This window comes from Streptomyces echinatus (assembly GCF_014203595.1).
Lineage (GTDB): Bacteria > Actinomycetota > Actinomycetes > Streptomycetales > Streptomycetaceae > Streptomyces > Streptomyces echinatus.
In genome coordinates this window covers 39252-52226 of the sequence record NZ_JACHJK010000020.1, presented here as the reverse complement: position 1 = coordinate 52226, position 12975 = coordinate 39252, and the positions used below count along the sequence as shown (strand labels likewise).

At 69.7% G+C, this 12975-nt stretch carries 12 protein-coding genes; 5 read left to right on the top strand and 7 right to left on the bottom strand.

Annotated elements, in window-relative coordinates:
* Nucleotides 1–89: 89 nt before the first annotated feature.
* Nucleotides 90–2237, bottom strand: coding sequence for a SpoIIE family protein phosphatase (locus tag FHS34_RS37095; RefSeq protein ID WP_184973936.1), 2148 nt, complete (start codon nt 2235–2237; stop codon nt 90–92).
* A gap of 571 nt (nt 2238–2808) precedes the next feature.
* Here FHS34_RS37095 and FHS34_RS37090 point away from each other — a divergent pair.
* Entirely contained in the window at nt 2809–3987 is a 1179-nt protein-coding gene (locus FHS34_RS37090) for a Cmx/CmrA family chloramphenicol efflux MFS transporter (RefSeq protein ID WP_184973933.1), read from the top strand.
* On the opposite strand, the gene FHS34_RS37085 is transcribed toward FHS34_RS37090, so the two are convergent.
* The 3 genes from FHS34_RS37085 to FHS34_RS37075 all read right to left on the bottom strand — a co-directional run bounded on the left by FHS34_RS37085 (nt 3984) and on the right by FHS34_RS37075 (nt 5438).
* The gene (locus FHS34_RS37085; RefSeq protein WP_184973931.1) at nt 3984–4442 is read right to left on the bottom strand and encodes a pyridoxamine 5'-phosphate oxidase family protein; all 459 of its coding nucleotides are present in this window, start codon (nt 4440–4442) and stop codon (nt 3984–3986) included. The two genes, FHS34_RS37090 and FHS34_RS37085, sit on opposite strands and share 4 nt — an antisense overlap.
* A gap of 153 nt (nt 4443–4595) precedes the next feature.
* On the bottom strand, nt 4596–4733 hold the full coding sequence (locus FHS34_RS37080) for a hypothetical protein (protein WP_184973929.1): 138 nt from the start codon (nt 4731–4733) through the stop codon (nt 4596–4598).
* Between the two features lie 177 nt (nt 4734–4910).
* A complete protein-coding gene (locus FHS34_RS37075; RefSeq protein WP_184973927.1) occupies nt 4911–5438 on the bottom strand; it encodes a DUF4232 domain-containing protein in 528 nt (175 codons plus the stop codon).
* A gap of 246 nt (nt 5439–5684) precedes the next feature.
* Here FHS34_RS37075 and FHS34_RS37070 point away from each other — a divergent pair, with 246 nt between their 5' ends.
* Both FHS34_RS37070 and FHS34_RS37065 read left to right on the top strand, forming a co-directional pair.
* The gene (locus FHS34_RS37070; RefSeq protein ID WP_184973925.1) at nt 5685–6137 is read left to right on the top strand and encodes a potassium channel family protein; all 453 of its coding nucleotides are present in this window, start codon (nt 5685–5687) and stop codon (nt 6135–6137) included.
* 85 nt (nt 6138–6222) lie between these two features.
* Nucleotides 6223–7035 carry an SDR family NAD(P)-dependent oxidoreductase gene (locus FHS34_RS37065; protein ID WP_184973922.1) on the top strand — a complete coding sequence of 271 codons (813 nt, stop codon included), beginning with the start codon at nt 6223–6225 and terminating at the stop codon, nt 7033–7035.
* Between the two features lie 477 nt (nt 7036–7512).
* On the opposite strand, the gene FHS34_RS37060 is transcribed toward FHS34_RS37065, so the two are convergent.
* Complete coding sequence (locus FHS34_RS37060; protein ID WP_184973920.1) at nt 7513–7968, bottom strand: hypothetical protein; 456 nt, start codon at nt 7966–7968, stop codon at nt 7513–7515.
* Between the two features lie 128 nt (nt 7969–8096).
* Between FHS34_RS37060 and FHS34_RS37055 the strand changes: the two genes are divergently transcribed.
* Entirely contained in the window at nt 8097–8594 is a 498-nt protein-coding gene (locus FHS34_RS37055; protein WP_184973918.1) for a DUF1877 family protein, read from the top strand.
* A gap of 94 nt (nt 8595–8688) precedes the next feature.
* Here FHS34_RS37055 and FHS34_RS37050 read toward each other — a convergent pair whose 3' ends face one another.
* On the bottom strand, nt 8689–9078 hold the full coding sequence (locus FHS34_RS37050) for a winged helix-turn-helix transcriptional regulator (RefSeq protein WP_184973916.1): 390 nt from the start codon (nt 9076–9078) through the stop codon (nt 8689–8691).
* Between the two features lie 126 nt (nt 9079–9204).
* Here FHS34_RS37050 and FHS34_RS37045 point away from each other — a divergent pair, with 126 nt between their 5' ends.
* Nucleotides 9205–10626, top strand: a complete 1422-nt coding sequence (locus FHS34_RS37045; protein ID WP_225817776.1) for an MFS transporter — start codon at nt 9205–9207, stop codon at nt 10624–10626.
* 165 nt (nt 10627–10791) lie between these two features.
* Here the strand turns inward: FHS34_RS37045 and FHS34_RS37040 are convergent, their stop codons facing one another.
* Nucleotides 10792–12762: a potassium transporter Kup gene (locus FHS34_RS37040; protein ID WP_184973912.1), complete on the bottom strand. Its 1971-nt coding sequence runs from the start codon at nt 12760–12762 to the stop codon at nt 10792–10794.
* Nucleotides 12763–12975 lie beyond the last annotated feature (213 nt).

Below are 12975 nucleotides of genomic sequence, written 5' to 3'. Positions count from 1 at the left end.
ACCTGCGGTCGCTCCCGGACGGCAGCCCGGCCGAAACACCACGGGGGCCCGAACGCCGGGCTCCCACGGTCGGCTGACCGTCCTCACACCTATGTGCCGGTGTGGGGTTCCGTTCGACGGGGGCTGATGAGCAGCAGGGCGGTGTCGTCGCTGCGGGACGCGGAGCTTTGGGCGTGGCTGACGAGGGTGTCGGCGAGGGCGTCCATGGTCTGGTGCCGTGCGCGCGCGAGTCGGTCGGCGAGGGTGGTGATCGCCTCCTCGATGTCGATGCCGGGGGCTTCGACGAGTCCGTCGGTGTACAGGGCCAGTACGGATCCGGCCGGCAGGGCGATATGGGTGGTGGGGTAGTCGGCGGCGGGGTCGATGCCGAGCAGGAGCCCGGGGGAGAGGGGGAGGATCTCGGTGTGTCCGTCGGGGTGGCGCAGGATGGGCGGCGGGTGTCCCGCGGTGGCCAGGCAGGCCTGGTGACGGGAGAGGTCGAGACTGACGTAGAGGCAGCTGGTGAACAGGCCGGGGTTGAGGTCGGTGAGCAGGCGGTTGGTGCGGGCGAGGACCTCACCGGGAGACGCGCCGGCGGTGGCGTGTACGGCGGTGCGGACCTGGCCCATCAGGGTGGCGGCCTCGACGTTGTGGCCCTGGACGTCGCCGATGGCCGCGGCAGCCGTCGTCTCGCCGAGGCGGATGAGGTCGTAGAAGTCGCCTCCGATGTCCATGCCGTGGCTGGCGGGGAGATAGCGGGCGGCCACGTCCAGACCCGACACCGTCGGCAGCGTGGTGGGCAGCAGGCCGGCCTGGAGACGGTGCGCGAGCTCGTGTTTGGCGTCGTAGAGACGGGCGCGGTCCAGTGCCTGCGCGATCAGCCCGGCGGTCGAGGTGAGGAAGGAGCGCTCCTCGGGGGGAAAGGCGCGAGGCCGGCTGTAGGCGAGGACCAGCGAGCCGACCGGGCGCCCCGAGGTGATCAGCGGGAGGAACGCCCAAGCGGCCATGCCGTCCTGCAGCACGGCAGGGGGATAGGCCCGTTTGAGATCGGCGAAGGTGTCGAAGAAGCTGGGAATGCCGGTCGTCAGAACGTGTACGGCCGGGGTGTCCGAGGTGAGCGGGGCCGCGTCGAAGCGGTGCATGAGCTCGGTCGGGTAGCCGCGGTGGCCGATGATCCGCAGACGGCCCTCCTCCGCGGCCATCAGGGCGAGGGCCTGGGCGCCGAAGGCGGGCAGGATCTGGTCGGAGACTCTTTCGACCACGTCGTGGACGCCGATGGCCTCGGTGAGGGTGGCGGCCAGATGCGTCAGGTGGTACAGGGCCGTGGCCCGGCCGGGTCCGGCGGCGGGCGCGGGATGCACCAGATGGGGAGGCGGCACGTCATCGGCCGAGGTGGTGGGCACGATGCGCACGCTGGTGCCGGAGGCGTCCGGGTAGAGGTGGAACGACAGCCACTGGTCGGGTGGGCGTCGGACGGTGAAGGAGGTGGGCCGGCGGCTGAGGACCGCGGCCCAGTAGCGGTCCTCGGCGACGGGGTCGTCCAGCCACGGAATCGCCTGCCACGGACGGGCGCCCAGCAGGTCGGCCATGTCCGCACCCAGGAGGTCGGCCGCGGTGGTGGTGAGGAAGGCGATCCGGCCGTCCACATCGAGTGCGCAGCAGCCGCTGGGCAGGCGCTCGGCGAAGTCGACCGCCGCCTGGGCTTCGGCGGGAGTGGCGGTGCGCCTGCGTAGCGCGGGCGGGATGTGCGGCTCTGGTCCGGCCCGCACGGCGTGACCGCTGTCCGCGGCCTGCCGCAGGATCAGCCCCAGCCGGTGGCAGGCGTCGGCGACCGCCTCCCGCTCAGCGGCGCTGAGCGCGGGCATGTGCCCGCTGGACCAGTGCAGCACCAGGCCGCCCCACACCCGCCGGCCAGTGGTGATCGCGGCAGCGGCCACGGTGAAGGGATGGGGCAGGGCGAGAGCCAGTTGCGGATAGCGGCGTGCCAGCTCCTCCTGACTGCCGATCCACACCAGCCCGTGTTCCCGGACGGCGTCGCTCACCGGGCTCGCGGCCGCGAGCGCCACTCGCGCCCAGGGCGTGGCGATCCGCCGCGACACTCCGCTCAGCACCGCGAGCTGGAGCACCCGCCGGTCGGGGGAGAGCAGGTACAGGGCGCTGGCGTAGGCGCCGGTCTCCTGCGAAAGCCGGGTCAGGACACGATCCAGCTCCTCCGAGGTGCAGCCCGGGGAGGGGGCTCCGGTGGCGGAGGGGCACATGTTTCACCCCACTCGGTGAGTGCGGGCCACAGCTTGGCCGCGGGTGAGCGGCTCCCGCCCGGCCACCGCCGTCGCCAGCGGCTCGTGAGAGGCCGCCGACCACCGATGCCGGGCCCGCCAGGCGGCCTGCCGGAGTACCGGAGCGCAGTACCGGCGGGCACGACCGGTCGGTTCCGGCAGTGCCGGACCGCACCAGCCGCACCGCGCGTCACTCATATAGGCACAATATGCCCACTCAGGTGTGACGGCATGGCCCGTCCGGGGCCCTCCGAAGGGCCCGGCGCGACAGCTGACCGCCCATGACATCGGGCTCGGCCTCCCTGCCGCCGGTTCGCAGCCGACAGCAGGGCAATCCAGGTGCCTCGGCGGGCGTCGGTCGGATAGCGTGCGGGGTATGTCGAGTCCTGAGTCGGACAGGGTGGGGGCTTTCGGTCACGCCGTCAGCCCCCTGAACCAGTGAGCTCCTAGCCTGCCGCAGCGCCGCACTCTGCGGCCGTACGAGCGTGCCCCCGGGGCTGGCCGCGGTGACGAGATGACCTTCTCGCGCTTCTCCTCACCTCGGAGCCACTCGATGCCTCTCCCGCTGTATCTGCTTGCCATGGCGGTCTTCGCCATGGGCACCTCGGAGTTCATGCTCGCCGGCCTCTTGCCGGACCTCGCCTCGGACCTCGACGTCACGGTCGGGACAGCCGGCACGCTCACATCGGCCTTCGCGATCGGCATGACCGTCGGGGCCCCACTCATGGCGGTACTCGCCCGTGATCGGCCCGCACGGTCGAGCCTGCTCGGGTTCGTCCTCGCGTTCCTGACGGCCCACGCCGTGGGCGCCGCCACCTCGAGCTTCCCGATCCTGGTCGCGACCCGGGTCGTCGCGGCGCTCGCGAACGCCGGCTTCCTCGCCGTAGCCCTCACGACCGCCGCCGCACTGGTCCCGCCCGACAAGAAGGGACGCGCGCTGGCCGTGCTGCTGTCGGGCACCACGGTGGCGACGATCGCCGGCGTCCCCGGAGGATCGGTGCTCGGCACACTGCTCGGCTGGCGGGCCACGTTCTGGGCAGTCGCCGCTCTCTGTCTGCCCGCGGCCATCGGCGTCCTCACGGGAATCCCAGCACGTCCCGTCGAGACGGACGAGCCCGGCGGGCCGACCCTGCGAGCGGAACTCGGGCAGCTCAAGCGTCCGCGGCTGCTCATGGTGATGCTGCTCGGCGCGCTGGTGAACGCGGCGACCTTCGCAAGCCTCACCTTCCTCGCCCCCGTGGTGACCGGCACCGCCGGGCTCGGCGAGCTGTGGATCTCCGCGGCTCTGGTCCTCTTCGGCGTCGGTTCGTTCGCCGGCGTCACCGTCGCCGGACGGCTGTCCGACCGGCGTCCCGGCACGGTCCTCGCGCTCGGCGGTCCGGCACTGCTCGTCGGCTGGCCGGCCCTGGCCGTGCTGGCCGACAAGCCGGTCGCTCTGCTCGCCCTCGTCTTCGTGCAGGGCGCGCTGTCGTTCGCGCTGGGCAGCACGCTGATCACACGCGTCCTCTACGAGGCGGCGGGGGCGCCCACCATGGCCGGCTCCTACGCGACCGCCGCACTCAACATCGGCGCCGCGGCCGGCCCGCTCGTCGCCGCGACCACCCTGGGCACCCCGGCCGGGGATCTCGGACCGCTGTGGGCAAGCGGACTCCTCGTCGCGCTCGCCCTGCTCGTCGCGTTCTTCGCGGGCCTCGATGGGGGGTGTGACCAGCACGGACCTGCTGCGTCCTAGCCGTCGACGTCGAGCGCGGTGCCGTACAGCCGGTCCACCCTCAACCGGATGACCACCCGGCGCTCGGCGACAAGCTGCGTCAGGAAGGCGTCTTCGTCCCCGGGCCGCATCGCCACCGGGATCATCCCGAGCAGTTCGCGACCGACCGCGTCGCCGGGAACCGTCGTGATCTCGGAGACCTCGGCCTCGCCCTCGGCGACGGCGAACGACCACACATCGCCGCCCTGCACATGCAGCGCCACACGTGGGTTGCGCCGCAGATGCTTGACCTTGACGCGCTCCGCCGTCGTCGAGAACCGCACCGTGCGGGTCGCGGGTTCCCAGCTGTACAGCATGGTGGTCAGATGGGGGTGGCCACTGCGTTTGACGGTGGCGAGGGTGCCGAACTGCTGCGTGCCGAGCAGGTCCGAGAGGGCTTGCTCGGACAGTGGGCGAGGCGCTGGTCCTTGAGTCATGACTCGATCAACGTCCGTGGCCACCCGGCAATTTCCTCGGCGTGGCCAGGGCCTCTCGTTCGGGCCGAGCCAGGTTCCGGCCTGATCCGGCCTGATCCGGCCTGATCCGAATGAAAGACCCTGACGGACCCGCTGGATCCTCCGGCGTACCTGTCAGGTGAGCAGCAGGAAGCTGGACCAGCTGGTACCCCCGAACATGGGCCTCTGGGCGGCGAGCTGTCCTCCGGACTGGCCGTTGAACAGGGCGAAGTCCTCGACCGCGTAGCCCGGCGCCTCGTCCGCAACAGCCAACGCGGGGCGGCCGGTCTGCGTAATCCGGACTCCCGCTTGATCCCGTCCATGCCACCTCCAGTCTCGCGATGCCGTCCACAGTACGAACCGAGCTAAAAAGGACGGCAGTTGAAGACCTCATGTGACTTTCGGCACCTTCTGGAAAGGTTGTTCGAGCGCGCGCAACGCGCTTGCGCTTCAGCGCAGTTGAGGCGAGCCCAGTTCGATGTCGATGTCACACACCTGCGCCCGGACATGTTTCCCCCTCGCATCCGTCATTCTGACGAGGGAGCCGGCCTTGGCGTGCGGGGGTGCGACGGTGATGCTGGGGTCGTACTCGGCCGAGACCTCGCAACCGTCACCCGGAGCGGCCGTCGCCTCGTAGAAGAGGGGGAACTCGACGGTGTGGCGGGGGCTCAGACGCAGGCGTACCGGCCCGGCCCCCTTCTTCGGCCTCCCGCCGGCCGACGGTCCCTTGCCGATGTACACGTCGATGTCCGGGTAGCCGTCGAAGGTGCAGGACTTCGTTCCCTTGTTCTCGGCGCTGAGCGTGGCTGCCGGCGTGTCCTGCCGCTTGCCGGGCAGACGGGTCATCTTCCAGCCGAGCTGGGACGCTCGGCATGCGACGGGACGAGCGTCGGAAGAACCGTGATCGGTGTCGCAGGCTGCGGTGCCCAGCAGTAAGACGAGGCCGAGAGCGGAGACCGCCCGTGTCCGCCGTGCCATGAGAACTCCCTGGGGAAGACACCCTGCGGGACCCGGCGCCACCGCTCCTGTCTCACCACGTAACTAGATGCGGGCAGTGGGGGGCTGGTTCCGGAAGGCCCCTGACAGCGGGCCCACGCAAACTTGTGCGGCCGTTCCAGCCCGGCCCACCCCCCGGACGGCCCGCGGCAGCCACCCGAACGGGCTGTCCCGTGTGCCGGAACGTCCGGCGGCACGGACACTGGCCGCGGACCGGAAGGAGTGACCATGCTTCCCGCACTGTTCACCAGAATGATCGCCGTGCTGTTCGGCAGGGAAGGGCGGTCGCTCCACCTGAGAGCCGCGGGTGGCGCGACGATCGTCCTCGTGGTCGTGATGCTCTGCGGATCCTGGGCCGTCGTGGCCGTGGAGGAGGGCGCCCACCGCGCGAACCTGACCTCGTATCCACGGGCGCTGTGGTGGTCGATCGAGACGGCGACCACCGTCGGCTACGGCGACTTCTACCCCGTGACGGTCTGGGGCAGGGTCGTCGCCGCGATCGTGATGGTCGTCGGCATCACGACGTACGGCATGGTCACAGCCGCGCTGGCGACCTGGTTCGTGGGCCGGGAACAGCGCAGGGGCGGAACGTGGCACCATCTGCGCGAGGAGACCGCGGCCTTGCACGAGCGCTTCGACCGCATCGAACGCATGCTGACCGGCAAACGTGACGGCGACTGACGTCGGCGCAGCCAGCCTGGTGGCGAGAACACCAGGTGCGGCACACTCTCCCGTGTCATCGCGCCACATAGCCATTGTGGATGTCATGACACAGCACACCACTTTGATCACCGGCGCCACCCAGGGGCTGGGCCGCGCTCTCGCGCTCGACCTGGCTTCGCGCGGCGGCACCGTCCTGCTGCACGGCCGGGACCGCACCCGTTTGGAGGCTGTGGCCGAGGAAACACGCGCCGCCGCCCCGGACACCACTGTCCGCACCTATCTGGCCGATCTGTCCGACCTGGAACAGGTGCACGCGATGGCCGGCCGGATCCGCACGGCCGAACCGCACCTCGACGGCCTGATCCACAACGCGGTGGCGGGCGGCGGCGCCGAACCGCTCACACGCGAACTCAGCCGGCAGGGCCATGAACTCCGCTTCGCCGTGAACCATCTCGCCCCCTACGCGCTCACCCGCGACCTGCTGCCCCTGCTCACCGATTCAGCCCCCGCCCGAGTGATCAACATCGCCTCCATCGGGCAGGAGGCCATCGACTTCGACAACGTCATGCTGGAGCGGGACTACGAGGGCCTGCGCGCCTACTGCAGAAGCAAGCTCGCCATGATCATGGCGACTTTCGACCTGGCCGCCGAACTGCGCGGCACCGGAGTCACGGTGAACACCCTGCACCCGGCTCACCTCATGGACACCAACGGCGTCCGCGAGTACGGCCTCACCCCCGTCACCAGCACACAGGAGGGCGTCCGCCCGACGGTGCGCCTCCTCCTCGCCCCCGAACTCGCCACCACCACGGGCCGCTACTTCGACCAGTTCACCGACACCCGGGCCCATGAGCAGGCGTACGACACCGAGGCCCGCGAGCGCCTGATGAGGCTCACGCACAGCCTGATCCAGTAGGGCGGCCGGCGGCCCCCCTGCGGCCGCGTGGCACGCGTTCGATCGCCGGTCAACTCTTCTCGTTCCGGCCATGGTCCGCACGCGGTGCCGGCTCTGATCGGCAAGGTGGCATGCGACGACCGGGCCGCGGTGCGAGCGGTGCTGCCTGCCCTGCGCCCTCTGCATGACGATCCGACGAGCCGACTCACCCCGCGTCACCCGGGCCCCCACCCGGCCGACGCGGGCCCTGACGAGACCGACTCCGGCCGACCGGTGACGGTCCGCTCTGATCGAGGCACGACTTCGGCATCACACGGTGCCGCGCTTCCTCAGGATGGACAGCGACATGTCACCAAGGGACGAAAACCTTCGCCCACGTGGCAGTTTTCCCTCTGGCTTCAGTCGGCACGGCCGTCAACACCCCGTCTGCGATCCGTTAGGTGCCCGAGTGTATGCGCCGACGCTCGACACGACAGGGCGACAGCGCTCGCCGCCCCTTCAGTCCCACCAGTTGAACAACAGGTCGCTCAGCTTTTCCGGACGCCAGTAGCGGATCTGCATGAGCTCCGCTTCCGCCAGTCCGGTCACATCCAACCGCGACATCGGCGTATTCAGGTGGTCAGCGAGCAGGCAGCGGAAACCGGCGACCTCGAAGCCGGCCCCCCACGGCGGCGGGTCCACGAAGGCTGACAGTGGCTGTCCCGGCACAGGAGATGCGGCGGCGAAGGCGACGATCGGCAGATGCGCGTGACACAGAACGACGTAGGGTGCCGCACGGCTGGTGACGATGACCCAGTGGAAGCTGGACGCCTCGGCGCGGGCCGGCTCGCTGACACGGCCACCGATCCCTCTCGCGGCGTTCCAGCAGGCACTGCGAAAGAGCGTCGCGTCCGTCTCCGGAACCCGTGCGTCACCGGGGCCCCGAAACCCAGTCGCTCCGCGCTCAAGCCGCATCGACGCTCTCCTTCTCCATGAGGCCGGCGTGCCACGGCGCGGGCGGCCGTCGTGCTGTCAGTGCCGTCGCGTACGTTCTGCTCGTTCGGCCCGACAGACGGGCTGCCGAGCTGGGGGGACTTGTCGCGGTGAGCATCCACCTGCACCTACGCGCCGTCGCGGAGTCCGAGATCCGGGACGACCACACTTTCCTTGCGGCGTTCATGTCCCAAGCCTGGGACAACCACCCTGAGGAGTACGCGGCGGGTATCGCCGACTCGATCGACAAGATCTGGGACTCCGTCAATGACCTCTACGCCGCAGCCGGTGTCCTTGAAGCCGACGCCGATGAGCCCTGGACTCTGCCGGTCTACGGCGGCCGCCCTGTGGCACACAGCGCTGACGCCGACCCCTCCCACCCACCCCTGATGCTTCTTGAGCCGCCCGGGGTGTCACAGGCCGCAGACTTCCTCGGGACTGTCTCTTTCGACGAGTTGTGGAACGTTGCCGGTGCCAAGTTGGGCGGCCACGGCCAGGACGAGGCACAGGTCAGGGAGCAACTCCTCGATCAGCACAGGGGCCTCCAGGGGTTCTACGGGCGTGCGGCTTCGGCGGGCCTCGCCGTGGTCAAAGCGGTGTGGGCTTGAGACGTGATCCCGTGCCGATCGCCTCGCAGCGGACAGCATGTGTGTCGCCGCACGACAGTCGGCTGGACTCCAGCGGTCGCCGGAGTTCCAGGCGTCAGGGAGCCGATGTGGTGGCGGCGTCGTAGGTGGCGCGGGCAGCGGTGATGTCGGCTCGGTGGCGTTCCGCCCAGCCGACGAGCCCGGCGAGGGTCGCGTGGAGTTCGCGGGCCATGGGCGTGAGGCTGTATTCCACCTTGGGCGGCACCGTGGGGTAGACGGTCCGGATGAGCAGGCCGTCGCGTTCCAGCTTGCGCAGGTTCAGGGTGAGCATGCGTCGGCTGATGCCCGTGATGGCGCGTTCCAACTCGGTGAACCGGACCGGCCCGTGCGCGGCGGCGACAAGGATTCCGATGCTCCACTTTCCCGCGACACGGTCGAGGACCTCGGTGAGCGGGCACGCCTCGTTGCTGACCTGGTCGGACACATCGGTGTGACTGCGTGACACGAAAGTGCCTCCTTCCGTCGCGCGTCATGGTTACAGAAGATGACGGCTGTAACAAGTCGTGCACCATTGGAAGGGGGCCTCGTGCCCAGAACCGTCTCATCAGCACAGACATCCCGTTGGGCGGCAATGGCCGTGCTCTGCGCCGGGCAGCTGATGGTCATCCTCGACGGGACCATCGTGAACGTGGCCCTGCCCGCCGTCCAGCAGGACCTCGGCTTCTCCTCGTCGAGCCTGGCCTGGGTGGTCAACATCTATCTGGTCCCCTTCGGTGGTCTGCTGCTGCTCTCCGGTCGGCTCGGCGACCTGATCGGGCGCAAGCGCGTCTTCATCACCGGCTTGAGCATCTTCACGACCGCCTCGCTGCTGTGCGGTGTGTCGCAGGGTTCGGCGATGCTGCTCGCCTCCCGGTTCGTCCAGGGCGTCGGCGGCGCGGTGACCTCCGCCGTCACCCTCGGCATGGTCGTCGCGCTGTTCCCGCAGCCGAAGGAGCGGGCCAAGGCCATCGGCGTCTACAGCTTCGTCCAGTCCGCCGGTGGCTCGTTGGGCCTCCTCGCCGGCGGTGTCCTGACGCAGAGCATCAGCTGGCACTGGATCTTCTTCGTCAACGTCCCGATCGGCCTCGTGGCCGCGCTGCTGGCCGGGCGCGTGCTCGCGTCCGAGCGCGGTGTCGGCCTCGGCAAGGGGGTCGATGCGGCGGGCGCGATCCTGGTCACCAGCGCACTGATGCTCGGTGTCTACACGATCGTCGAGACCACCAGCCACGGCTGGGCGTCCGCGCACACGCTGGGCTTCGGCGCCGCGGCACTCGCCCTGCTCCTCGCATTCGTCACCCGCCAGGCGAAGGCCGGTCACCCGCTCCTGCCGCTGCGCGTGTTCCGCTCGCGCAACGTCTCAGGAGCGATGGTCATCCAGGCCCTCATGGTGGCGGGGATGTTCAGCTTCCAGTTCCTGTGCGTGCTCTACCTGCAGAAGGTGCTCGGCTTCGACGAGGTCCACACCGGCCTCGGCATCTTCCCGGTCTCGGTCGCGATCGGCGCGCTGTCGCTCGGCTTCTCACCCAGGCTGATCTCCCGCTTCGGCCCCCGTGCCGTACTCCTTCCAGGGCTCTTGCTGATCACGGCGGGTCTGGCCGTCCTCGGCCGCGTACCGGCAGGCGGGAGTTACCTCGTGGACGTCCTGCCCGCACTGCTGCCGCTCGGGGTCGGCTTCGGTCTCGCGATGCCGTCGCTGGCCACACTCGCTATGTCAGCGGCCACGCCCCGGGACTCGGGGGTCGCCTCCGGCATGTTCAACACCATGCAGCAGGTCGGCAGCGCCTTCGGCCTGGCAGCCCTCAGTACCCTCGCCGCCTCGCACACCAATGCCCTGCTGGACGACGGGGCCGACGCCACCTCGGCACTCACGGGCGGCTACCAGTTCGCCTTCCGCATCGGCTCGTGCATCGTCGGCGCCGCTCTCCTCCTCGCCGCCACCCTGCTGCGCTCGCCCGCCACGGCACGACGTCCGGCCGCCGAAACGAAGCCGGTCACCGGGAACGCCACCCGCTGACCAGCCGGCGACGCCGCCCCGGGCTGGGGAGGATTCCCTGTCCGCGGGAGAGGCAGTGCTGGTCGTGCCGCTGCCCATCAACGCTCCCATCCGAGGGGAGTTCCTCGCGTCCTCGCCGCAGCGGGTCACTGTCCATCCGCTTCGGCGAGGTGCTGGTAGGGGCCGCTACACCTCGATGTGCGAGCCCATGATGACCGTGCGGTCACGAGGGAGACCGAAGTACTCGGCGGCGTCCGCGGTGATGTACGAGGTGGCGATGAACAGTCGTTTGCGCCAGGGCGCCATCGTCGGTGCCTTTCCCCGCCGTAGTTCGATCTTCGACAGGAAGTAGGACGCCTGGTCGAGCCGCAAGGGCCCCTCGGCCCGGGCCGGTTCGAGCATGGCCAGGGTGCTGGGTACGTCCGGAGTCTCCATGTAGCCGAACCGGGCGGTGACGTGAATGATCCCGTCGTCGGCGTAGCCGAGGTCGTCGACGACGATCCGCCGGTCGGCCGGGACGCGGGGCACCGGCTCGGTCTTGAGGGCGAGGATCACGACCTGGTCGTGACGCACATGGTTGTGCTCGACATTGGCCCGCATCGCCAGGGGCGTGGTCTGCTTGCCGCGGTTGAGGAAGACGGCTGTCCCGGGGGCCCGCAGCGTCGACACCTCGCCACTGCGCAGACGATCGATGAACTCGGGCAGCGGGCCCTCCTGGCGTACTCGTTCGGCGGTGACGAGTTCGCGGCCGCGCTGCCAGGTGGTCATGACGGTGAACGCGGTCAGGCCGATCAGCAGCGGCAGCCACGCGCCGTGGACGAATTTCGTGAGGTTGGCCGCCACGAAGAGCAGGTCCACGAAGAGCAGCACGGTCGCGCCGATGACGATCAGCCACTTGGGGGTGCCCCATTTCGCACGGGCGACATAGAAGAACAGCAAGGTGGTGATGGTGATGGTGCCGGTGACCGCCATGCCGAACGCGAAGGCCAGAGCCGTGGAGCTGCGGAAGGCGAAGACCAGGGTGAGGACCGAGACCATCAGCAGCCAGTTGATCCAGGGGACGTAGATCTGGCCGATGGTGGATTCGGAGGTGTGCGCGATCCGCAGTCTCGGCAGATATCCGAGCTGGGCGGCCTGGGAGGTGACCGAGTAGGCGCCGGTGATCACGGCCTGGGAGGCGATCACCGTGGCCGCCGTGGCCAGCAGGACCATCGGCCATCTGCCCCAGTGGGGGACGAGCAGGAAGAAGGGGCTGCTGATGTGGTGCGGGTCGCCGAGGATCAGCGCGCCCTGACCGAAGTAGCTCAGAACGCACGCCGGCAGGACGAGGAGCATCCAGCCGCGCGTGATGGCCCTGCGGCCGAAGTGCCCCATGTCCGCGTACAGCGCTTCCGCGCCGGTGACCGAGAGCACGACCGCGGCCAGGGCGAAGAAGGCGGTGCCGAAATGACCGGTCAGGAAACCCAGGGCGTACGTGGGCGACAGCGCCCTGAGGATCGCCGGATGGCCGACGATGCCGGCCACGCCGCACGCTCCGATGGCCACGAACCAGGCGACCATGACCGGCCCGAACAACCGGCCCACCGCCGCGGTTCCTCTGCGCTGCACGAGGAACAGCAGGACGATGATCACCGCGGTGATGGGGACGACCGCGCTCTCCAGAGAGGGCTGGACGACCTTGAGCCCCTCGACGGCGGAGAGCACCGAGATCGCCGGGGTGATCATGCTGTCGCCGAAGAACAGCGAAGCGCCGAAGACGCCCAGCGCGGTCAGTACGGCCGTGGTCCGCCGGCTCCGCTGCGAGCCCCACCGCCGTACGAGGGTGATCAGCGCCATGATGCCGCCTTCGCCGTCGTTGTCGGCGCGCATCGCCAGCAGCACATAGGTGACCGTCACGATGATCATCACTGACCAGAACACGAGCGACACCACGCCGTACACGTTCTGGGTGCCGACCGGGACGGGGTGCGGGTCGCTCGGGTCGAACACGGTCTGGAGGGTGTAGATCGGGCTGGTGCCGATGTCGCCGAAGACCACGCCGAGAGCGCCGATGACCAGCGCGAGACGCACCGTGTCGTGTGCGCTCGGGCCATGACCTTCCGGCGCCCCCGATCCCAGTCCACTGCCCGGCGTGGCTCCGTGCCTGGGATCGGCCATCGCATTCTCCTCCGCTCGGGCCAGTGCGCTGCAGGTCAGGTGAACTACCAGGTGCCTTACGCCGGGACGATACAGATCACCTGCACAGTCGTTCGTAGCGCGCGCCGCTGCGTTCGAATGGGGTCACCGCATCTGGCCTCAGGTGTGGTTCTGCGACGAGGGCGATCGGCGTCGGTGGGGCCTCCAGGGTTCCGATACGCTCGTATGCCCACT